This is a genomic window from Janthinobacterium aquaticum (assembly GCF_009208565.1).
Classification (GTDB): domain Bacteria; phylum Pseudomonadota; class Gammaproteobacteria; order Burkholderiales; family Burkholderiaceae_D; genus Janthinobacterium.
This window is the reverse complement of record NZ_WFLK01000003.1, coordinates 1-22,864: the sequence shown is the minus strand read 5'-3', so window position 1 is coordinate 22,864 and position 22,864 is coordinate 1. Positions and strand designations below refer to the sequence as shown.

18 protein-coding genes are annotated in these 22,864 nt (G+C 60.4%); 9 read left to right on the top strand and 9 right to left on the bottom strand.

The window, feature by feature from the left end; all coding sequences use genetic code 11:
- Positions 1 to 27 precede the first annotated feature (27 nt).
- The gene (locus GCM43_RS05625; protein ID WP_152242560.1) at positions 28 to 1,179 is read left to right on the top strand and encodes a ribonucleotide-diphosphate reductase subunit beta; all 1,152 of its coding nucleotides are present in this window, start codon (positions 28 to 30) and stop codon (positions 1,177 to 1,179) included.
- Positions 1,180 to 1,865: 686 nt separating this feature from the next.
- Here the strand turns inward: GCM43_RS05625 and GCM43_RS26480 are convergent.
- The gene (locus GCM43_RS26480) at positions 1,866 to 2,999 is read right to left on the bottom strand and encodes a hypothetical protein (protein WP_193315554.1); all 1,134 of its coding nucleotides are present in this window, start codon (positions 2,997 to 2,999) and stop codon (positions 1,866 to 1,868) included.
- Between the two features lie 326 nt (positions 3,000 to 3,325).
- Here GCM43_RS26480 and GCM43_RS05615 point away from each other — a divergent pair, with 326 nt between their 5' ends.
- Positions 3,326 to 3,853: a YggT family protein gene (locus GCM43_RS05615; RefSeq protein WP_226929335.1), complete on the top strand. Its 528-nt coding sequence runs from the start codon at positions 3,326 to 3,328 to the stop codon at positions 3,851 to 3,853.
- 203 nt (positions 3,854 to 4,056) lie between these two features.
- Here GCM43_RS05615 and GCM43_RS05610 read toward each other — a convergent pair whose 3' ends face one another.
- From GCM43_RS05610 to GCM43_RS05575, 8 genes are all read right to left on the bottom strand, one after another.
- Complete coding sequence (locus tag GCM43_RS05610; RefSeq protein WP_152242558.1) at positions 4,057 to 4,995, bottom strand: carbohydrate kinase family protein; 939 nt, start codon at positions 4,993 to 4,995, stop codon at positions 4,057 to 4,059.
- 11 nt (positions 4,996 to 5,006) lie between these two features.
- A complete protein-coding gene (locus GCM43_RS05605; protein ID WP_152242931.1) occupies positions 5,007 to 6,254 on the bottom strand; it encodes a DUF3426 domain-containing protein in 1,248 nt (415 codons plus the stop codon).
- A 17-nt stretch (positions 6,255 to 6,271) separates the two neighbouring features.
- Positions 6,272 to 7,207, bottom strand: coding sequence for a 50S ribosomal protein L11 methyltransferase (gene prmA, locus GCM43_RS05600; protein ID WP_152242557.1), 936 nt, complete (start codon positions 7,205 to 7,207; stop codon positions 6,272 to 6,274).
- A complete protein-coding gene (accC, locus tag GCM43_RS05595) occupies positions 7,204 to 8,613 on the bottom strand; it encodes an acetyl-CoA carboxylase biotin carboxylase subunit (protein ID WP_152242556.1) in 1,410 nt (469 codons plus the stop codon). Before accC ends, prmA begins: the two co-directional genes overlap by 4 nt.
- A 99-nt stretch (positions 8,614 to 8,712) precedes the next feature.
- On the bottom strand, positions 8,713 to 9,174 hold the full coding sequence (gene accB / locus GCM43_RS05590; RefSeq protein WP_152242555.1) for an acetyl-CoA carboxylase biotin carboxyl carrier protein: 462 nt from the start codon (positions 9,172 to 9,174) through the stop codon (positions 8,713 to 8,715).
- 91 nt (positions 9,175 to 9,265) lie between these two features.
- Positions 9,266 to 9,703 carry a type II 3-dehydroquinate dehydratase gene (gene aroQ, locus GCM43_RS05585; RefSeq protein ID WP_152242554.1) on the bottom strand — a complete coding sequence of 146 codons (438 nt, stop codon included), beginning with the start codon at positions 9,701 to 9,703 and terminating at the stop codon, positions 9,266 to 9,268.
- 84 nt (positions 9,704 to 9,787) lie between these two features.
- Positions 9,788 to 10,339: a TlpA family protein disulfide reductase gene (locus GCM43_RS05580; RefSeq protein WP_152242553.1), complete on the bottom strand. Its 552-nt coding sequence runs from the start codon at positions 10,337 to 10,339 to the stop codon at positions 9,788 to 9,790.
- Between the two features lie 15 nt (positions 10,340 to 10,354).
- Positions 10,355 to 10,993, bottom strand: coding sequence for a hypothetical protein (locus tag GCM43_RS05575; RefSeq protein ID WP_152242552.1), 639 nt, complete (start codon positions 10,991 to 10,993; stop codon positions 10,355 to 10,357).
- A gap of 100 nt (positions 10,994 to 11,093) precedes the next feature.
- Here GCM43_RS05575 and mpl point away from each other — a divergent pair, with 100 nt between their 5' ends.
- From mpl to GCM43_RS05540, 7 genes are all read left to right on the top strand, one after another.
- Complete coding sequence (mpl, locus tag GCM43_RS05570) at positions 11,094 to 12,482, top strand: UDP-N-acetylmuramate:L-alanyl-gamma-D-glutamyl-meso-diaminopimelate ligase (RefSeq protein ID WP_152242551.1); 1,389 nt, start codon at positions 11,094 to 11,096, stop codon at positions 12,480 to 12,482.
- Positions 12,479 to 13,063: a YqiA/YcfP family alpha/beta fold hydrolase gene (locus GCM43_RS05565; protein ID WP_152242550.1), complete on the top strand. Its 585-nt coding sequence runs from the start codon at positions 12,479 to 12,481 to the stop codon at positions 13,061 to 13,063. Before mpl ends, GCM43_RS05565 begins: the two co-directional genes overlap by 4 nt.
- The gene (locus GCM43_RS05560) at positions 13,060 to 13,647 is read left to right on the top strand and encodes a chorismate--pyruvate lyase family protein (RefSeq protein WP_226929334.1); all 588 of its coding nucleotides are present in this window, start codon (positions 13,060 to 13,062) and stop codon (positions 13,645 to 13,647) included. The genes GCM43_RS05565 and GCM43_RS05560 overlap by 4 nt, the downstream gene beginning before the upstream one ends.
- 31 nt (positions 13,648 to 13,678) lie before the next feature.
- Positions 13,679 to 15,736, top strand: coding sequence for a ribonuclease catalytic domain-containing protein (locus GCM43_RS05555; RefSeq protein WP_152242549.1), 2,058 nt, complete (start codon positions 13,679 to 13,681; stop codon positions 15,734 to 15,736).
- Between the two features lie 385 nt (positions 15,737 to 16,121).
- Positions 16,122 to 17,552: a TolC family protein gene (locus tag GCM43_RS05550; protein WP_226929333.1), complete on the top strand. Its 1,431-nt coding sequence runs from the start codon at positions 16,122 to 16,124 to the stop codon at positions 17,550 to 17,552.
- A complete protein-coding gene (locus GCM43_RS05545) occupies positions 17,549 to 18,367 on the top strand; it encodes an efflux RND transporter periplasmic adaptor subunit (RefSeq protein WP_152242547.1) in 819 nt (272 codons plus the stop codon). The genes GCM43_RS05550 and GCM43_RS05545 overlap by 4 nt, the downstream gene beginning before the upstream one ends.
- Positions 18,368 to 18,399: 32 nt before the next feature.
- A partial coding sequence (locus GCM43_RS05540; protein WP_152242546.1) for a tandem-95 repeat protein occupies positions 18,400 to 22,864 on the top strand: 4,465 nt, incomplete at its 3' end.

Sequence of the window (22,864 nt, the reverse complement as noted above, 5' to 3'; positions counted from 1 at the left end):
GTCAAGGTTGTTTGAGAGAGAATAATTATGTCCTTATCCTGGGATGATGAAACCACGCCGGCAACGGCACCGCGTCCGGCGCAGCAAGCGCCACTGGGCAATACCGAATTGAACGTTGCGGGCAGCGCCGAGCCGTCCGAAGCGAACGCCGAGCAGGTGGCTTTGCGCGTCAATGCTGACGACAAGCGCATTATCAACGGCAAGACCGACGTCAACCAGCTGGTGCCGTTCAAGTACAAATGGGCGTGGGACAAATACCTGGCCGGCTGCGCCAACCACTGGATGCCGCAGGAAGTGAATATGCAGCGCGATATCGAGCTGTGGAAAAACCCGAACGGCCTGACCGAAGACGAGCGCCGTCTGGTCAAGCGTAACCTGGGCTTTTTCGTCACGGCCGATTCGCTGGCTGCCAACAATATCGTGCTGGGCACCTACCGCCATATCACCGCGCCCGAGTGCCGCCAGTACCTGCTGCGCCAGGCGTTCGAAGAAGCGATCCATACGCACGCCTATCAGTACATCGTGGAATCCCTGGGCCTGGACGAAGCCGAGATCTTCAACGCCTACAACGAAGTCAAATCGATCCGCGACAAGGATGAATTCCTGATCCCGTTCATCGACATGCTGACCGATCCGACTTTCGTCACCGGCACGGTGGAAAACGACCAGAAGCTGCTCAAGTCGCTGATCGTGTTTGCCTGCCTGATGGAAGGCCTGTTCTTCTACGTCGGCTTTACGCAGATCCTGGCGCTGGGCCGCCAGAACAAGATGATGGGCGCGGCCGAACAGTATCAGTACATCCTGCGCGACGAGTCGATGCACTGCAACTTCGGCATCGATCTGATCAACACCATCAAGATGGAAAATCCGCAGCTGTGGACCCCTGCCTTCCGCGATGAAATCAAGGCCCTGTTCCTGAAGGCGGTAGACCTGGAATACGCGTACGCCGAAGACACCATGCCGCGTGGCGTGCTCGGTCTGAACGCACCGATGTTCAAGGGCTACCTGCGCTTTATCGCCAATCGCCGCGCGCAGCAGATCGGCATCGAGCCACTGTTCGCGCAAGAGGAAAATCCATTCCCGTGGATGAGCGAAATGATCGACATGAAGAAGGAGCGCAACTTCTTTGAAACGCGCGTGACCGAGTACCAGACCGGTGGTGCGTTGAACTGGGAATAAGCCAGGCCGCGTCAGATTTTTTCCGCGAGCCTGATCGGAAGCGCCGTCATTGACGGCGCTTTTTTTTCGTCTTTTTCGCCTGCGTGCGATACTGCAAAACAGGCTGCATATCGGCAGGCCGTTTGCGGCTTTCAGCGCGCTTGCCGACAGGCTTTGCGCATTGATGGTGCGCTGGCGCGCCTATCGTGCAAAAAAGGGCTTGAAATGCTATCGTGCCGGTTGCGTAGCATCAAGGTTTTCGTGTAATTTAGGAGATTGAAAATGCGAGTGGTAGTATGCGGGGTTTTTTTAACCAGCGCGACGCCACAAAGGCTCGCAAAACAGGGATACAGATTTACACGGATATGCACAAAACCACACCGTTTCTGTCTGCCGCCGTGCTCGAATTTTTTCAGGCATGGCGGTTTTTTATTTGACGCGACGTGTGATGGCGAGCGCGATGCGAGGCGCCTAAAACGCACGGCATCGAAAACGAACTAACCGGATTCAGACTTTGCCACCAGCTGCGAGATCAAGCACGGTGGCACCGACGATGGCTGAAGTGCTGCAAACGTGAGGAGTTGCAGCAGTTCAGCTGGTGCCGAATTCATTAGCGCAAACGACCGTTTGCGCCGATGAATAATTCGCCTGGCCTATCCCCGTGGTGGGTCGGACGGGTTTAAATCTTGTAGCTTAAATTTCTCATCTCAGATGAAGGAGAGACAAATGGCAACAGCCGCTAAAAAATCAGAAGTAAAGAAACCAGCCGCCAAAGCTGCTCCTGCTGCGAAGACGCCAGCAGCTGCAGCCAAGACGGTTGCCGCCAAACCGGCTGTCAAAGCTGCAGCCAAACCAGCCGCGAAACCAGCAGCAGCTAAAGCTGCAGTCAAGCCGGCCGCCAAAGCAGTAGCGGCCAAACCGGCTGCCAAAGCTGCCGCCAAGCCAGCTGCAAAACCGGCTGCCAAGCCGGCTGCCAAGCCGGCTGTAGCGAAAACTGCCGCCAAGCCGGCAGCCAAAGCAGTAGCGGCCAAACCGGCAGCCAAGACCGCAGCGAAACCGGCAGCAAAGGCTGCCGCCAAACCTGCAGCGAAAGCCGCAGCAGCCAAGCCAGCGGCCAAAGCTGTCGCTAAGCCAGCTGCAAAATCGGCTGCAAAGCCAGCAGTCAAGGTCGCCGCCAAGCCGGCAGCAAAAGCAGCAGCGACGAAGACAGCGGCCAAACCGGCAGTCAAGGCAGCTCCTGCCAAGGCAGCGGCCAAGCCAGCAGCCAAAGCTGCAGCCAAGCCAGCGGCGAAACCGGCAGCGAAAGCCGCAGCAAAGCCTGCAGCAAAAGTAGCGGCGAAGCCAGCTGCCAAAGCGGCAGCGAAACCTGCAGCCAAAGCAGCGGCGAAACCTGCAGCCAAAGCGGCAGCCAAGCCAGCGGCCAAAGCGGCGGCGAAACCAGCGGCTAAAGCAGCAGCGAAACCAGCAGCCAAAGCAGCCAAGGCAACCACCAAGCCTGCAGCCAAGGCAGCAGCGGCAAAGCCGGCAGCAAAAGCAGCAGCCAAGCCTGCAGCGAAATCGGCCGCCAAGCCAGCGGCTAAAGCTGCCGCGAAACCGGCAGCAGCCAAGCCAGCGGCTAAAGCGGCAGTCAAACCAGCAGCAGCCAAACCAGCAGCGAAAGCTGCAGCCAAGCCAGTAGCCGCCAAGCCGGCAGCGAAAGCAGCAGCCAAACCTGCCGCCGTCAAGCCGGCGGCAAAAGCTGTCGCCAAGCCTGCCGCAGCCAAGCCAGCAGCAAAAGCTGCAGCCAAGCCAGCGGCCGCCAAACCAGCAGCAAAAGCCGCAGCAAAGCCGGCAGCAGCCAAGCCGGCCGCCACTCCAGCGGCCGCAACGCCAGCCGCAGCTGAAGCGCCAGCAGCCGCACCGGTAGCAGCAGCGGCAGCCGCTCCAGCAGCTGCCAAGCCGGCAGCCAAGAAGGCAGCGCCGAAAAAGGCAGTCGTCAAGAAGGCTGACGGCGTCAAACCGGCAGCACCTGTTGCACCAGCAGCTAAAACTGTGTTGTCGCCAGCTGCAGCCTGGCCATTCCCGACCAGCACGCGTCCTTCGTAATATTTGCAGGTCGAATGTCTGCTTGAGGCAATACGCCGCTGTGTGACACAATCACACAGCGGTTTTTTTTCGGAGATTTTTTGTGCTGATCCCTATTCTTACATTGATTGTTGATACTGTTGCCACGCTGCTCGGCGCGGTCCTGCTGCTGCGTTTCTGGATGCAGGCTGTTCGCGTGCGTCCGCCCTCGTCAGTGGCGCAATTCACCTTTCAATTGTCCGACTGGCTGGTACGTCCCCTGCGCCGCGTGGTGCCAGGCGTGGGCGGTTATGACTGGGCCAGCCTGATTGGCGCTTTCCTGATCGTGCTGCTGGCAACCTGTGTCTGGTTTATCGCCGGGGCGTCGGTCGAAGTCGTCCTGCTGAAAGCGCTGCAGCGCTTCCTGCAATGGATACTCTATGGTTTCATGGCGCTGCTGATCATTGAGGCCATTTTCAGCTGGGTCAACCCGCATGCGCCGCTGGCGCCATTTGTGCGCGCCCTGAACGAGCCGCTGCTGCGTCCGATACGCAAGGTCGTGCCGTTGATCGGCAGCCTCGATTTGTCGCTGCTGGTGGCGTTGATACTGCTGCAGATCGCGCAGATGCTGGTGAGGATGATTGTAGTGTAATAGTGCAGCAGAAATCCGGAGTCATGCCGCCAGGTTAAGCTTTCAGAATAGTAGGTCGGATTAGCCGGGCCGCGCAGGCGGGGCAAAGCCCCGCGTAATCCGACAACATTGTTGGCGTTACCGGTGTTGTCGGATTACGGCCTGCGGCCTAATCCGACCTACGTGGCTTGCCTTAACTGGATATGATCAGGTGCAGATCGGGATCAATAACGATAACCGAACTGCGCTTCGAACTGGTCGGCAATGCTTGCCGGCGTAAACACGTGGTTTTGCGCACCCTGGGTGGCGATTTTGATGGCGCCCAGCAGGCTGGCCAGGCGGCCGCTGGTTTCCCAGCCCAGGTCGTTGGTGATGCCGAACAGCAGGCCTGCACGGTAGGCGTCGCCGCAGCCGGTCGGGTCCAGCACTTCCTTCGCTTCGACTACCGGAATATCGATGCGTTTGCCACCGGTGTAGATTTCCGAACCCTTTTCGCCGCGCGTGACGATCAGCGCTTCCAGGCGGCTGGCGATATCTTCCAGGCTCAAACCGGTGCGCTCCATCAGCATTTCCATTTCGTAGTCGTTGGCCGACACATACGTTGCCTTGTCGATGAAGTCGATCAATTGCTCGCCGTCAAAGCGCGGCAGTTGCTGGCCAGGATCGAACATGAAGGGAATGCCCAGTTCGGCCAGGTCGGCGGCGTGCTTGAGCATGCCCTGGTCGCCATCGGGTGAAATGATGGCCACGCGGGCCGGGCCGGCGTTGGCAATCGGATTCTCATGGGCAAACGACATGGCGCCCGGATGGAAGGCGTTGATCTGGTTGTTGTCGGCGTCGGCGGTAACAAAGCACTGCGCGTTGTAGCTGTCGGCCTTGATCAGGATATTGGCGGTCGAGATGCCGAGCTTTTGCAGGCGCTCCAGGTAGGCGGCGCTGTCCTGGCCCATCACGCCGACGATGCGCGGGTCGCCGCCCAGCATTTTCAGGCTGTAGGCGATATTGCCCGAGCAGCCGCCAAATTCGGTGCGCATGGTGGGCACCAGGAACGACACGTTCACCTTGTGCAGCTGGTCGGCCAGCAGCAAATCGCCAAAGCGGCCAGGAAAATGCATGATGGAGTCGGTGGCCAGTGAGCCGCAGATCAGCGATGTTTTGTTCATTTTATGTGTTTTCAAGGGTAAAAGATGGCGATATGGTAGCCCGCTGCCCTGGCTTGTTCGCTTTTGAAATAGACCTTGATGGTCTGTTCCGAGCGCGGCGCCAGGCCGTTGGCCACGTCGATTTTTGCCGGCAGGTATTCGTGCGGCGTGATCACGCGACGCAGCACGGGCTTGTCGTCGCTGTCGTCGAGCGTCAGTTCGATGCTGGGCCAGGCCTGCACGCTGCGGCTGTGATTGCGCAGCAGCGACACATACGAAAAGGTCTGTGGCGACAGCGTCTGTAGTTCTCCCTGCTCGATGGCCAGCGCTTCGATCTGCGCCGGCAAGTCCACCTTGCAGCCGGCCAGGCCGCACAGCGCACTCAAGGCCGGTTTGAATTGAGGAAACTGCGCCGCCAGCGGATTGCGAAAGGTCGTCATTATCTGAAGCAACACCAGCAGCAGCAGGAAAACCGAACCGGCGGCCAGCGCCACCTGCAGCGCCTTGCCGCTTTGTTCGCGGCGCCGGCCCTGGGTGACAAACGCCGGCTCGTGAGCGTCTTGCTCAGGCGTGGCTTCCGTTGTCGGCTTGTCGACGGCTTGCTGCGGCTCCCAGCTGGGTTCCTGACGCGCAGCAATCGCCGCCGGAACCGGCTCCGGCGTGACCGTGACGGCATCAAAGCTCGGTTCTCGCTTGTCCAGGCTGACTTTCGGCACTGCCGCCGGTTCAGGCGTCATAGCAGGTGCGGGGCCAGCAGCGTTCAATCGAGGCTCGTGCCGGTTGTCGCGCAGATAGGTGGCAAAGGCGGGCACCTCATCGACCTGGCGGCGTTTGAACGGCGCTGGCAGCAGCGGCAGCGCGGTTTCTGCATCAAGGTCGAGATCGAGCGCCAGTTCGTCCGCCTGGACCGGTACCGGCTCGGGAGCAGCCACGGGCGCTACTGCCGCCGGTGCGGCCTGTGCCTGCGTGGTTTCGGGCAGAATGCCGAAGGGATCGAATGAGGTGTCGAAATCAAGCGAATAGACCGCCTCCTCGGTGCTGGGCGGTGGCGGTGGCGGCAAATCGATCAGTGCAGGGGTAGGTTTTGCCGCCGTTTGCAGCGGCGTGGCGACTGGTCCGGCCGCTGGCAGCAAGGCTGCGGCCGGATCGAGCAGTGCAGCGTTACCGTCGAATACTTCTTTGCAAGTGCCACAGCGCACTATGCCCCCACGCAACTTCAACTGGTCAGCAGCGACCCGAAATATCGTGTTGCAATGGGGGCATTTGGTGGCGAGTGCCATTGCTGTGCTATTGCACCTTAAGCGCGTGGCGCAGGTGCGCTGGCTGCGCCCAGGCGGCCGTGCAGGGCAACCCAGCCATCTTGCTCGGCCCAGACACCCAGCTGAATAAACGGTGCGTAGGCAGCTGCCACTTCTTCAGCCTGGCGCGCCAGCACGCCCGACAGGATCAGCGCACCGCCTTCGGCCACGCGGCCCGACAGCATCGGCGCCATCAGCTTCAAAGGGCTCGACAGGATATTGGCTACCACGATATCGAAGCGTTCGGTCGCATGGGCCGAGGTGGCAAAGGTATCAGGCAGGAAATATTCGATCTCGCACTGGTTGCGCTCGGCATTGTCGCGCGCCGACTCGATGGCCTGCGGGTCGATATCGACACCGGCCACCGTTTGCGCGCCCAGCTTCTTGGCCACCATCGCCAGGATACCGGAGCCGCAACCGTAGTCGAGCACGGTCTTGCCGGGCGCCGGATGCGCTTCCAGCCATTCCATGCACAGGCGCGTGGTCGGATGGCTGCCGGTGCCGAACGCCAGGCCCGGGTCGAGTTCCAGGATCAGACCGTCCGGGTCTGGTGCTTCGTGCCAGCTTGGCACCACCCAGATATTCTTGCCGATATGAATGGGTGCAAATTGCGACTGGGTCAGACGCACCCAGTCCTGCTCTGCCACATCGCGCGTGACAAACGCTGGCGCAGCAGCCTGGCCGATCGCTTGCGCGGCAGCGGCCACGATGGCGGCCTGGTCGGCGTCGACGTCGGTCAGCGCGACCACGCGGCTGCGCTCCCATGCGGCTTCTTTCGGCTCCATGCCCGGCTCGCCGAACAGCGGCTGTTCGGCGTCCGTGCCTTCGTCGGCGTCTTCCACCGAGACCGACAGCGCGCCAGCTTCCATCAGCGCGTCGGACAGTGCTTCGGCATGCTCGCGCGCGATTTCAATAACGATTTCGGTCCAGCTCATGCGTCAGCCTTGACGTCCGATTTGCCGCCGATGCTAGGAATATTCAATTTCTTGCCCAGCTCCGGCATATCGGCCAGCTTCTGTTCCAGATAGTGAATATTGGTGCCGCCTTCGATAAAGCGTGCATCGATCATCAGTTCGCGGTGCAGCGCGATATTGGTGCTGATACCCTCGACCACCATTTCCGACAGGGCGATCTGCATGCGGCGGATCGCCTGTTCGCGCGTAGCGCCGTAAGCGATCACTTTGCCGATCATCGAGTCGTAGTGCGGCGGGACGTAGTAGCCGGCATAAGCGTGCGAATCGACGCGGATGCCTGGGCCGCCCGGTACGTGCCAGGAAACGATCTTGCCTGGCGACGGCGTGAATTTGAACGGGTCTTCGGCGTTGATGCGGCACTCGACCGCATGGCCCGACAGCAGCACGTCGCGTTGGCGATAGCGCAGCTTTTCACCGGCGGCGATGCGGATCTGTTCCTGCACGATGTCGATGCCGGTAATCATTTCGGTGACCGGATGCTCCACCTGCACGCGGGTGTTCATTTCAATGAAATAGAACTCGCCGTTTTCATACAGGAACTCGAACGTGCCGGCGCCGCGGTAGCCGATCTTGCGGCAGGCTTCGGCGCAGCGGTCGCCGATTTTTTCAATCAGCTTGCGCGGGATGCCTGGCGCTGGCGCCTCTTCGATTACCTTCTGGTGGCGGCGCTGCATCGAGCAGTCGCGCTCGCCCAGCCAGACGGCGTTCTTGTGTTCGTCGGCAAGAATCTGGATTTCCACGTGACGCGGATTTTCCAGGTACTTCTCCATATACACTTCGGGATTGCCGAAAGCGGTACCGGCTTCGGTCTTGGTCATGGCCACGGCATTGATCAGCGCCGCTTCAGTATGCACCACGCGCATGCCGCGACCGCCACCGCCGCCAGCGGCCTTGATAATGACCGGGTAACCAATTTTGCGGGCAATCTGCACGATCATCTTCGGATCGTCCGGCAATGCGCCTTCCGAGCCTGGCACGCAAGGCACGCCGGCCTTGATCATGGTTTGCTTGGCCGATACTTTGTCGCCCATCAGGCGGATCGATTCGGAACGCGGGCCGATAAACACAAAGCCCGATTTTTCCACGCGCTCGGCGAAGTCGGCGTTTTCCGACAGGAAACCATAGCCAGGGTGAATGGCCTGGGCATCGGTCACTTCAGCGGCGCTGATAATGGCCGGCATGTTCAGATAGCTCAGGGTCGATGGGGCAGGGCCGATGCAGACGGATTCGTCGGCCAGCTTGACGTATTTGGCGTCCTTGTCGGCTTCCGAATGGACTACAACCGTTTTGATGCCCAGTTCGCGGCAGGCGCGTTGAATACGGAGGGCGATTTCACCACGGTTGGCAATCAGGATTTTTTCAAACATGGTAGGTTCGTATGTCTGTGAGAGCCGGCTAGCCGGCGAAACAACAAGTGTGAGGGGCGTAAAACTGACACGGCCGTTGCCGGCCGTGTTGGAGCGATCTTAACCGATCACGAACAGCGGTTGGCCGAATTCGACCGGTTGGCCGTTTTCCACCAGAATCTGGGTCACGACACCGGCTTTGTCCGAGTCGATTTCATTCAACAGCTTCATCGCTTCGATAATGCACAGGGTGTCGCCTTCCTTGACTGTCGAGCCCACTTCAACAAAGGCAGCGCTGCCCGGAGCGGAGGAGCGGTAGAAGGTGCCGACCATCGGCGACTTGACCACGTAGCCGGTTGGCTCGGCGGCCACGACCACGGCAGGCGCGGCTGCAGCAGCTGGCGCGGCGGCTGGCTGGAACTGGGCTTGCATGCCTTGCGGCTGCATCATGACCATCTGGTTTTGCGGCATGGCCGACGATTTGACGATGCGAACCTTGCTTTCGCCTTCGGTGACTTCCAGTTCTGCGATATCCGATTCGGCGACCAGGTCGATCAAGGTCTTGAGTTTTCGTAGATCCATGTAAAACCCCTAGGAATGTAGTTTGTTTTATGAGTGATGCGGTGAGGTCGAAAAATCCGTCGCCGCGCTAAATGCGTGCAGATCGCGTAGATTAACGTGTTTTAAGTGCAAAGTCGATGGCAAACCGATATCCGTCGATACCCAGCCCGCAGATCGTCCCCTGCGCGATCGCGCTGAGAAATGAGTGATGCCTAAACGTTTCTCTTTGATAAATATTCGAGATATGTACTTCCACAAATGGTATCGCTACGCCAGCCAGCGCGTCGCGCAAAGCAACACTGGTATGCGTCAGGCCACCGGGATTGATCACGATGGCGTCGATGCCTTCCGTGCGTGCGGCATGGATGCGGTCGATCAGCGCTCCCTCATGGTTGCTTTGGAAGCAAACCAGTTCGGCGCCGGCCGCCATGGCTTGCGCCATTGCTGCCTGTTCGATATCGGCCAGGGTACTGGCGCCGTAGACCTCAGGCTCCCGCGTCCCCAGCAGATTCAGGTTGGGGCCGTTGAGGAGAAGCAGGTTTTTTGCCATGTAAGGAAGACCGTTTTAGCGAAAGTTCCGCATTTTGCCGCCAAAGATACGCATTGGCAAGAGAAAAAAGCACGCTTTGGTAATTTACAATTTGGCCAGATCGGCGCGCAATTGATCAAATTTGAGGCGTCCCAGATAGGTCTTCTTGACTTCGCCATCGGCGCCGATCAGCACCGTAAAGGGCAGGCCGCCAGTGGCATTGCCGAAATGGCGCGATAGTTCGGTGCCGCTCATGCCGGAAACATAGACCGGGTAGGCAATCTTGACCTTGTTGGCAAAGGTGGCAATATTGCTGGCCGAATCGATGCCGACGCCGATGATCTGCAGGTTTTTGGCAGCGAACTCGCCTTGCACTTCCGACAGCTCCGGCATTTCCTGCACGCAGGGCGGACACCATGGCGCCCAGAAGTTGACCAGCAGATTCTTGCCTTTCCATTGCGACAAAGCCTGCGTAGTGCCGGCCGCGTCCGGCAGCGACAGCGCGTACAGTTCCGTCACGGGACCGGTTGCGCCCGGCGCGATGGTAGTGGTGACGGGCGCAGCCGGCTCGGTCTTCTTATGCATGCCCACATACACGCCCATGGCACCAAACAGCAGCGCAACAATGGCGCAGCCGATAAAACCTTTTCTTGTCATGTCATTCTTTCTTTACTATTTTTCCGTGAGTGCATCGTCAAACAGCAACTTGCGCAATCCTTCGATATCGGTGCGCAGCGCCTTGCCGTCGGCACGCGCCTTCAATGCGCCGCGCCGGTCATCGAGTTCATACATGGCCGCATGGACGCCTTCGTTCTTCCATAAAAAACTGGCCGTTTCTACCGCATCGTAGCGGGCGCCCTTGAAATGCGCCGTTTCCGACATGTCGAGCACCATATTTTTATTGAGCAGGAAAATATGGATATCTTTCGCGCTTTCAGCAAACAGCTGCAGGTAAATCTCGTCATGCGCGCCAGCCGTGCCGTTCAGGACAGGGCCGCTCAGCAAAGGCTGGAACTGTTGCAGCGCTTCCATCAGTTGCAGTGCAATCGTGCGCAGCTGAAACAGGCGGGCCGGTTGTGTGTCGGACAGGAACAGGGCGTTGTAGCGCTTGACCTCATCTTCGATCAGTTCGTTATCGGGCAAGACATTGGTCCGACCGACATTATCGCCCAGAATCTGGCGCGCCGCCTTGCGCTTGGCGCTTGCGTAGTCGGCGCCGTCCTGCGCAATGAGGCGGGCGGCGGCTGCCGCAATTTCCAGGCGCAATTGCCCAGTGTCATCAATGCTGTCACTGCGGTCATCATTCATCATGAGCCAGATAATACTAGAAGCGGGAAATTCATGGCGTCGGGTAAAATCTCACACTTGTGTTTTTCTTTTATCTCAACTGCACGCCTTTCAACCAGATCACATGCATATTCATATCCTCGGCATTTGCGGCACCTTCATGGGTGGCCTGGCCGTCCTGGCCAAGGAGGCCGGCCATAAAGTCACCGGCTGCGATGCCAACGTTTATCCACCGATGAGCACCCAGCTCGAAGCGCAGGGGATAGAACTGATCCAGGGTTTTGATCCGGAGCAGACAAAATTGAATCCGGATCTGTATGTGATCGGCAATGTGGTCTCGCGCGGCAACCCGCTGGTTGAAGAAATCCTCAACCGCAGCCTGCCTTATGTATCTGGTCCGCAGTGGATCGGCGAGCATATCCTGCGCGACCGCTGGGTGCTGGCCGTGGCCGGCACGCATGGCAAGACCACCACCTCGGCCATGCTGGCGTGGATACTGGAAGACGCCGGCTATGCGCCCGGCTTCCTGATCGGCGGCGTGCCACGCAATTTCGGCATTTCAGCGCGCCTGAGCGGCAAGATCGACGGTAAAAGCGCCGAATCGGACTTCTTCGTGATCGAAGCCGATGAATACGACACGGCGTTTTTCGACAAGCGCAGCAAGTTCGTCCATTACCACGCCAAAACGGCGGTCATGAACAACCTCGAATATGATCATGCCGATATCTTCCCCGATCTGCATGCGATCGAGACCCAGTTCCACCACCTGGTGCGCACCGTGCCGGGCATCGGCCGCCTGATTGTCAATGGCGACGAGGCGTCGCTGCAACGCGTGCTGGCGCGCGGTTGCTGGAGCGAGCAGGAAAGTTTTGGCCAGGACGCCGACTGGCAATTGCAGGAGCTGCCTGACGGCAGCTTTGACGTAATGTTCAAGGGCCAGGTCGAAGGCCGGGTCGAGTGGCAATTGACCGGCAAGCACAATCGCAGCAACGCGCTGGCAGCGATCGCTGCTGCGCGCCATGTGGGCGTGCCGATTGCGCAGGCCTGCGCCTCGCTGGCCTCGTTCGAGAGTGTCAAGCGGCGCATGGAAGTGCGCGGCGAGGTCAACGGTATTACCGTGTATGACGATTTTGCCCACCACCCGACGGCGATTGCCACCACGGTGGGCGGCCTGCGCCAGAAAATCGGCGCGGCCACCGCCAACTCCGGGCGCATCCTGGCCGTGCTCGAACCGCGCTCGAACACCATGAAGCTGGGCGCCATGAAAGACGCCTTGCCGGGCAGCCTGCAGGACGCCGACCTGGTATTCGGCTTTGGCAGCGAACAGGCGCTGGGCTGGAGCCTGGGCCAGGCGCTGGCGCCGCTGGGACAGCGCGCCAGCGCCTTCGAGCAGATCGATGCGCTGGTTGCCGCCATCGTGCAGGCGGCACGTCCCGGTGATCAGATTATCGTGATGAGCAATGGCGGCTTTGGCGGCGTGCACCAGAAGCTGCTGGAGGCGCTGGGCCGATGATCTTGTATCTGCATGGCTTTCGCTCCTCGCCGCAGTCGATGAAGTCGCGCCTGCTGGCCGCGCAGATGCAGGCGCTGGGATTGCAGGACGCCTGGCGCTGTCCGCAGTTGCCGGCGTCGCCCAAATTGGCCATCGAACTGGCGCAGTCACTGGTGGCCGGCGTGCCGGCGCAGGAACTGGTGATTATCGGCTCGTCGCTGGGCGGCTATTACGCTACCTGGCTGGCCGAGCAGCTGGGCTGCCGCGCCGTGCTGCTCAATCCGGCCATCGTCCCGCTGCTCGACCTGGAGCAGCATGTGGGCGTGAGCACGCAGTTTCACTCCGATGAGCCGTTTGAATTCAGGCGCAGCTATATAGAAGAGCTGCGTGCGTTTGCCGTGCCGCAGATCAGTGCGCCGCAGCGTTACCTGTTGCTGGCTGCGACCGGCGATGAAGTGCTCGACTATCGGACCATGGTGGCGCATTATCAGGGCGCGCGCCAGATCGTGATCGACGGCAGCGACCATGGCATCAGCGAATTTGCCGATTATTTGCCGCAGGTGCTGGCGTTTTGCGGCATCGACCTGAAAGCCGGCAAGTGAGGCCGGCTTCCTTGCGCCAGGCGCAGTGGCATGCGCATGTCAACGCCGTCAATGCGCCGCCCGCCTTGCGCCACTGGCTGACCGGCGGCGGTTCGCTGACGGCCAAGCTGAAAGCCCATAGCCAGGCTTTTCGCGTGCAGTGCCTGCACCAGCATACGGCGCGCTGCCTGAGCGACGAGGCCGCCATTATCGGCCTGCATCGCGCCGGGCGCGTCTGGGAACGCGAAGTGCTGCTGCGCTGCGATGGCCGGCCGGCCGTGTTTGGCCACACGGTGGTGCCAATGCAGGCCACCGCCACCGACTGGCCGCTGTTTTCCGCACTCGGTGAGCGCTCGCTGGGCACCACCCTGTTTGGCGACCGCATGGTGCGCCGTGGCGAACTGGGCTATGCGCGGCTGCGCGCCGGCCATCCGCTGGTACAGCGCGCGCGCCTGGCGCTGGCGCAAGACGGCTGCGTGATTGACGACCAGGCATTGTTTTACGCCAGGCGCTGCCTGTACCAGCGGCATCAGGGCTTGCTGCTGGTAACCGAAGTTTTTCTGCCTGCGGTGCTCGAACTCAGTTTGAACGCAAGCGCAGCGTAGCAACCGATACATTATTGAATAAAGTATGACGATGAATTTATTTTTTGAAGAATCCGGCGATTTCAAGGTCGGCACGGTCCTGTCGCAGGCAGGCGAGGCATACCAGGTCGAGATGGCCAGCGGCAAGCGCACCAAGGTCAAGACCAAGGATGTGCTGCTGCAATATGAAAAGCCGTCGCCAGCCGAATTGCTCGAGCAGGCCAAGGCGGTTGCCGCTGATGTCGACCTCGATTTCCTGTGGGAAGTCGCTGGTGAAGAAGAGTTCGGCTTTGCCGAGCTGGGTCTTGAGTATTTCGGCCATGCGCCGCTGGCCGCCGAGGCTGCCGGCCTGATCCTGTCGCTGCACTCGGCGCCCGTGTATTTCTACAAGAAAGGCCGCGGCCGCTACAAGGCAGCGCCGGAAGCGTCGCTCAAGGCGGCGCTGACCGGCATTGAAAAGAAAAAGCAGCAGGCGCTGGTGCAGGCGGCCTATGTGGAAGAACTCAAGCAGAATATCTTGCCGGCATCAATGCAGCCACTGGTGTTGCAACTGCTGTTCAAGCCCGACAAGAACACTATCGAATACAAGGCGCTCGAAGCGGCCTGCAATGAGCTGCACACCACGCCGCAGCGCCTGATGCTGGCCGTGGGCGGCGTGGCCGCGCCGAAAGACCTGCATTTGTCGAAGTTCCTGTTCGAGAACTTCCCCAAAGGCGCGGGCTTTCCTTCCGTACCGGTGCCAGGCGTGACGGCCAAGCTGCCACAGGCTGAGGTAGCGGCGTTTTCCATCGATGACGTGACCACCACCGAAATCGATGATGCGTTTTCGGTACAGACTTTGCCAGACGGCATGGTGGTGGTCGGCATTCATATTGCCGCGCCCGGCCTGGGCATCCGTCCCGACGACGTGATCGACAAGATGGCGCGCCAGCGCATGTCGACCGTGTATATGCCCGGCGACAAGATCACCATGCTGCCCGATGAAATCGTTGACGCCTTTACGCTGGCCGAAGGCACGACCTGCCCGGCGCTGTCGCTGTACGCCACGCTTGACCCGAAGGCCGACTGGGCTGTCGTCGATACCGTAACGCGCGCCGAACTGGTGCCAATTGCGAACAACTTGCGCCATAACCAGCTCGACGACCTGGTCAACGAAGAAACCCTGGCCAGCGGCGAAGGCGAGTATCCGCACAAGGCCGACCTGGCCGTGCTGTGGCAATGGGCGCAGCAACTGGAACAGGGCCGCATGAAAAAGCGCGAGGCGTTTGGCCTCAAGCCCGAGCAGAACAACCGCGTCGATTTCAACTTCTATGTGGAAGACGATGTGGTCACGGTGCTGCGCCGCAAGCGTGGCGCGCCGCTCGACAAGATCGTGGCCGAGCTGATGATCTTTGCCAACAGCACCTGGGGCAAGCTGCTGCACGACCATGGCGTGCCCGGCATCTATCGCGCCCAGGGCGGCGGCAATGGCAATGGCTGGGCCGCCAAGATGGCGGTGCGCATGGTCACGCACGCTGCGCCGCACCAGGGACTGGGTGTGGATCAGTATGCATGGAGCACCTCGCCGCTGCGCCGCTATACCGACCTGGTCAACCAGTGGCAGATTCTTGCCTGCGCCGAGCATGGCGTGACGGCGCCGCTGGTGGCGCCGTTCAAGCCGCGCGACGCCAACCTGTTTGCCATTGTTTCGGCTTTCGATGCTGCGTATGCCGCTTATGGCGACTTCCAGTCGAATATGGAACGCTACTGGTGCCTGCGCTGGCTGAGCCAGGAAAACGCACGCCAGGTCGAGGCAGTGGTGCTGAAGGACGAAATCCTGCGCCTGGTCGATATTCCGCTGGTGATCAAGCTGCCGGGCATGCCGTCGGTGGCGCGCGGCGCCCAGGTCAAGCTCGACCTGCTGCGCTGGGATGAGGTTGACCTGACCATCGAAGCGCGCCTGCTGGAGATCGCTGCCGCGCCCGAGGGCGCCGCCGGTGAGCATGACGGTGAGCAGGACGAGGAAGATCAGGGTGGCGAAACGCCCGGCGAGGCCGTTGAGCCAGCCGATCCGGCGGCGGAAACGCAGCTGGCCGAAACAACCGCAGAGAGCGACAGCGTATCAAGTTAATTGGCGGTTTTCCTATTTGTCAATACCCGGTGCAGTTGGCCGGGTATTTTTTTGCCTTCGACGGGGAAAATGTACTTTGTTTGTGGAAACTATTTCATTGTAATTATCAAAACAGTGTTTTAAAAAATGTCCACAAAAATAAATTGCATTTTTGCAGCGTAATTTGTTGTAAAGCCATCTTTGAATCTAGGCAGAAAGGTCTGCGTTAAATATAATCAGCGCAAATCAATATTGCTTAATAGTAAATTGAGTGTAATAAAACAACAATTTTCGCTGTCCAATCTATCTCCGCCTACATTCCATGCAAAAAAAACTTATCGTCCGAGCCGTAGCGGCTTGCGTCACCGTCATGCTGACGGCGTGTGGCACCGTTCAAGTACAACCGTTGTCAAGCAATGACCTGGTCACGCAGACCACGCTGGACCGGCAGGCGGCGATGGAGGCCGTGCCACCGGTAGTGGGCCAGCTGACCATGGACGAAGCCATTGCGCGCGCCTTGAAATACAACCTCGAGCGTCGTACGCGCGTGATGGAAGAGGCGCTGGCCATGAACCAGCTCGACAGCGCCAACTGGGACATGCTGCCGCGCCTGATGGCCAATGCCGGCTATACCACCCGCAGCGAAGAGTTGATTACCCGCAGTGTCGATTCGGTGACCGGCAAGCCGTCGCTGGCCAATCCCTATATTTCGTCCGAGCGCAGCCATGCAGCGTACGACCTGGGCCTGACCTGGAATGCGCTGGACTTCGGCATGAGCTACATTACCGCCAAGCAATCGGCTGACCGTGTCAATATCGCCGGCGAGCGCCGCCGCAAGGCCATGCACACCCTGATCCAGGATGTGCGCACGGCATTCTGGCGTACCGCCAGCGCGCAAAAACTGCGCGCCGAAGTCGAGCAAACGATCATCCTGGCCGAAAGCGCCCTGAAAGATGCGCGCAAGGCCGAAGCCGAGCGCCTGCGTTCGCCAGTCGATTCGCTGCGTTATCAGCGCCAGTTGCTGGAAAACCTGCGTTTGCTAGAAAGCATCGAGCAGGAACTGTCGTCGGGCCGTATCGAACTGGCCAATCTGGTCAATGCCCCGCTGGGTCAGGTGATCGAAGTACGCGATCCGGGCTCGGAAGTCGATGCTTCGATGCTGGACATGCCGGTTGAACGCATGGAAGAACTGGCCGTCACGCAAAACGCCGATATCCGCGAACAGTTCTACAACGCGCGCATTGCAACCGAAGAAACGCGCCGCGTCATGCTGCGCATGTTCCCGAATCTGTCGTTCAATTACGACCTGCGCTATGACAGTGATCGCTACATGATCAACAACCGCTGGAACGATGCCGGCGTTCATCTGTCGTACAACCTGTTCAATCTGCTGTCCGGTCCGGCGCAAAAGCGCATGGCCGAAGCCGGCGTCAAGCTGGCCGACCAGCGTCGCATGACGGCGCAAATGACGATCCTGACCCAGGTGCATCTGTCGCGCCTGCAATACCAGATCGCTTACAAGCAGTATCTGCGCGCCGATGAAATCTGGCAGGCCGATGCAAAAATCGCCGTGCATGTGAAAAACCGCGGTACGGCTGAAACCCAGGGCAAGCTGGAAGAAGTGGCCAACAGCACCACCGCCATCCTCAGTCTGCTGCGCCGTTATCAGTCGCTGGCGCAACTGCAGGCGGCCGGCAGCAAGGTACAGGCCACGATCGGCATGGAGCCGGTGCTGGGCAGCGTGTCCGAGATGTCGCTGGAGCAGTTGACCAGTGAAGTCGGCAAGGGCATGGCTGGCTGGAACAAGGGCGTGCAGGCGCCAGTGGTGGCCCAATGATGAAGGCCAGCCTTGGCCGCTGGGCCGTGCTGGCCACGCTGGCAGCACCGGTGCTGGCCGCTGCCGCACCGGCTGCTGCGCCGGCAGCCCCGGCACCGCGTGCAGCCGCACCTGCAGCCGCTGCCGCCCCGCGCGCGGCGATGGAGCGCCAGGAGGTGCGCGCGCAGTTGTCGCCGCGCCGCTTTACCACCATCGCGGCCGAGGTTGGCGCCCGCATCAGCCGTATTAGCGTCACAGAAGGCGGCAGTTTTCGCGCTGGCCAGACACTGATCTCGCTTGATTGTTCGCTGCAGCAGGCGCAGCGTGAAAAGGCCAAGGCCATGCTCTCTGCTGCCGAGCATACCTACAACGCCAACAAGCGCCTGGAAGAACTGCGTTCGATCGGCAAGGTTGAACTCGAGGTGTCGGAGGCTGAAGTGGGCAAGGCGAAAGCCGAACTGGCCTACGGCGCTGCTGTTATCGGCAAATGCAGCATACCGGCGCCGTTTTCGGGCCGCGTCACCGAGCAGAAGGTGCGCGAGCAGCAATATGTGCAGGCGGGCCAGGCGCTGCTGGAAATCATCGACGACTCCGCGCTGGAACTGGAATTTATCGTGCCGTCGCGCTGGCTGGCCTGGCTCAAGCCCGGCCATTCGTTCCAGGTGGCCATTGATGAAACCGGCAAGACTTATCCGGCCAAGGTGCAGCGCATCGGCGCACGCGTCGACCCGGTCAGCCAGTCCGTCAAGTTGTCGGCTGCCATCGACGGAAAGTTTCCTGAATTGATCGCTGGCATGAGCGGACGGGTCGCACTGACGCCGCCCGCTGGCAAATAACCCCCTGCAAAAATCACTGATAAAAATACGCCATGAAAAATCCTGATCGCACCGTCATTCAAGCTTCCACAACGACCAACGCTCCTGCCCGCCGCGCTCTCAAGCGCCGCGCGCCGGCGCCGCTGGTGCTAGAACAGCGCATCATGTTTGACGGTGCGGCAGTCGATACCGCAGTCGCGGCCCGGGCAGCGGCCGAACACGCCGCCGCCGATGGCGCGACAGCCGAACGCGCCGCCGCCGAGAAGCAGGCGGTCACCACCCCGGCTGCCGTGGCGGCGCCGGCAGTGGCGCCGGCGCGCCAGGAAATCGTGTTTATCGAAGATAACGTTGTCAACCTGCAGCAACTGGTAGCCGGCGTGCGCGAAGGCGTCGAAGTCGTGGTGCTCGACCATACGCGTGACGGTTTGCAGCAGATGCTGGCGGCCCTGCAGGGCCATGCACCGGTCGATGCAATCCATCTGGTCACGCATGGATCAAGCGGCCAGATCGAACTGGGTTCGACCATTTCGGGCGCCAATATCGAGCAATACCGCGACCAGTTCGCGCAATTGGGCCAGTCGTTGACGGCCGATGGCGACCTGCTGATCTACGGCTGCGATGTGGCCGAAGGCGCGGCCGGCCAGGCCTTTGTCGATCGTCTGGCGGCATTGACCCAGGCCGACGTCGCTGCCTCGACCGATGTCACCGGTTCGGCTGCCTTCCACGGCAACTGGACCCTGGAAACGCAGCACGGCGCCATCGAAACGGCCGCCATGGCGCTGGACCGCGCCGGCTGGCAGGGCGAGCTGGCGGTGGACACGGTGTATAACGCCAACTGGCAGACGCTGGACTTCAATGGTGCCACCAGCGTCAGCGGCAGTGGCAGTGGCAGATCGACCGGCGACGTAATGCGCTTCAGCAACGTCATCACCCTCAGCGGCCAGGCCATCGACGCAATAGTGACTACCACGGTGGACCGGGCTACCTTTAGCGTCTACGATGACGCCAGTGGAAAACCGTCTTCTGAAACCAAGTTTTTTCAGCCGAATATGAACGTGACGACGGCTGGCGGCGGCGTCACCTTCACGATCGCTTTCTACAAGGCAGGCACCTACACTGGCGCGGGCACCGGCACGGCGGTGACCTTGCAAAATGTGGCGATCAACTCGTATGACATCGATACATCGAGCACCAGTGGCACGGATCGCCAGTATCAGGTGTTCAGCGGCTTTGCCAGGTATGAGTTATCTACCGCCACCAAACTAGTGCCCACTGTGCAGGCAGACGGCTCGGTTATCTTTCTTTACACGAGCAACAGCCCGGCGCCGAATGACCTTATCTATGACGATGGTTTCCGGGTCAAGGTTTATTACGATTCACTTAGTTCCATCAATGTCAAATCGGGTGTGAATGGCGGCACGGGCACGGCGTATTTCGCGCTTGATTTCAGCGTCGGCCCCAAATGGGCTGGTCCCACCAATATCGTTGATACCCCAGCCGCCAAGCTCAGCTATAGTACTACCAACTTCGTCGAGGCGACCGCCAATGATGGCTCCTTTACGATGACATCGACCATTACACTCAATAATGGTGGCAGCAATACTTTTAGCGGCAGCGATGGTTCGGCGTTGTCCGGCGTTACTTTTTCCAATACGCCAGCCGGCCTGACGGCCGAAGTGACGCGCACCAGCGCCACCACCGCCGTCTTGAAATTCACTGGCAACGCCACGGCGCACGCCAACGCCAATGACATCAGCAACTTTGGCGTCAGCTTCGGCAACGGCGCTTTCAGCGGCGTGCTGGCCAGCGCCGTTACCGGTGCCGCGCGCTCCGATATCGTGGTCGACTTTGCCGACCCGGCGGCCAATAATGCGCCGACGGCGTCCGGCACCGCCTTTACCATTGCTGAAGACACGCTCAAGTCCGGCAGCCTGCCAAGCGCTACCGATATCGATGGAGACAGCATCACCTACAGCAAGGGCAGCGACCCTGCGCACGGCACGGTGGTGGTCAATGCCAACGGCACCTACCTCTATACCCCAACGGCCAACTACAATGGCGCGGACAGCTTTACTTACAAGGTGACCGATACCAAGGGTGCCAGCAATACCTACACCGTAGCCATCACTGTCAGTCCGGTCAACGATGCGCCAACCGCCTCCGGCACGGCCATTAGCACCGCTGAAGACACGACGAAGTCGGGCAGCCTGCCAGCGGCCACCGACGTCGATGGCGATACCGTCACCTACAGCAAGGGCAGTGATCCTGCGCACGGCACGGTGGTGGTCAATTCCAACGGCACTTACACCTATACGCCAGTGGCCAACTATAACGGCGCCGACAGCTTTACCTATACGGTGAGCGACGGCAATGGCGGCAGCAATACCTATACCGTGGCCGTCACCGTCAGCCCGGTCAACGATGCGCCAACCGCCTCCGGCACGGCCATTAGCACCGCTGAAGACACGACCAAGTCGGGCAGCTTGCCAGCGGCCACCGACGTCGATGGCGACACCGTTACCTACAGCAAGGGCAGCAACCCGGCCCATGGCACCGTGGTGGTCAATTCCAACGGCACTTATACCTATACGCCGGTGGCCAATTACAACGGCGCCGACAGCTTTACCTATACGGTGAGCGACGGCAATGGCGGCAGCAATACCTATACCGTAGCCATCACCGTCAGCCCGGTCAATGACGCGCCAACCGCTTCCGGCACGGCCATTGGCACCGCCGAAGACACGGCCAAGTCGGGCAACCTGCCGGTGGCCAGCGACGTCGATGGCGATACCGTTACCTACAGCAAGGGCAGCGACCCGGCCCATGGCACGGTGGTGGTCAATTCCAACGGCACTTACACCTATACGCCCGTGGCCAACTACAACGGCGCCGACAGCTTTACCTATACGGTGAGCGACGGCAATGGCGGCAGCAATACCTATACCGTAGCCATCACCGTCAGCCCGGTCAATGATGCGCCAACCGCTTCCGGCACGGCCATTGGCACCGCCGAAGACACGGCCAAGACCGGCAACCTGCCGGTGGCCAGCGACGTCGATGGCGACACTGTCACCTACAGCAAGGGCAGCGATCCTGCGCACGGCACGGTGGTGGTCAATTCCAACGGCACTTACACCTATACGCCGGTAGCCAACTACAATGGCGCCGACAGCTTTACCTATACCGTCAGCGATGGCAATGGCGGCAGCAATACCTACACCGTGGCGGTCACTGTCAGCCCGGTCAACGATGCGCCAACCGCTTCCGGTACGGCCATTGGCACCGCCGAAGACACGGCCAAGACCGGCAATCTGCCGGTGGCCAGCGACGTCGATGGCGATACTGTCACCTACGGCAAGGGCAGCGATCCGGCCCATGGCACGGTGGTGGTCAATTCCAACGGCACTTACACCTATACGCCGGTAGCCAACTACAATGGCGCCGACAGCTTTACCTACACGGTGAGCGACGGCAACGGCGGCAGCAATACCTACACCGTGGCGGTAACTGTGAGCCCGGTCAATGATGCGCCAACCGCTTCCGGTACGGCCATTGGCACCGCCGAAGACACGGCCAAGACCGGCAATCTGCCGGTGGCCAGCGACGTCGATGGCGACACCGTTACCTACAGCAAGGGCAGCAACCCGGCCCATGGCACCGTGGTGGTCAATTCCAACGGCACTTACACCTATACGCCGGTGGCCAACTACAACGGTGCCGACAGCTTTACCTATACGGTGAGCGACGGCAACGGCGGCAGCAATACGTATACGGTAGCCGTCACCGTCAGCCCGGTCAACGATGCGCCAACCGCTGCCGGCACGGCCATTACCACCGCCGAAGACACGGCCAAGACCGGCAACCTGCCGGTGGCCAGCGACGTCGATGGCGACACTGTCACCTACAGCAAGGGCAGCGATCCTGCGCACGGCACGGTGGTGGTCAATTCCAACGGCACTTACACCTATACGCCGGTGGCCAACTACAACGGCGCCGACAGCTTTACCTATACGGTCAGCGATGGCAACGGCGGCAGCAACACGTACACGGTAGCCATTACGGTCAGCCCGGTCAACGATGCGCCGGTGGCTGGCAATGACAGCGTGACCCTGGATGAAGACACGGTCAAGACAGGTACCTTGCCGGCGGCCACTGACGTCGATGGCGATACGGTCACGTACACCAAAGCCAGCGATCCGGCGCATGGCACAGTCGTGGTCAACGCCAACGGCAGCTACACTTACACCCCGGTTGCCGACTATAACGGCGCCGATAGCTTTACCTACACGGTGAGCGACGGCAAGGGCGGCAGCAATACCTATGTGGTCAATATCGTGATCGATCCGGTCAACGATGCGCCAGTCGGCAGCGGCACCACAATTACCACGGCAGAAGACACGGTCAAGACCGGCAATCTGCCACCCGCGAGTGATGTGGATGGCGACACCGTTACCTACACCAAGGCCAGCGATCCGTCGCATGGCACGGTTACCGTCAATCCGGATGGCAGCTACAGCT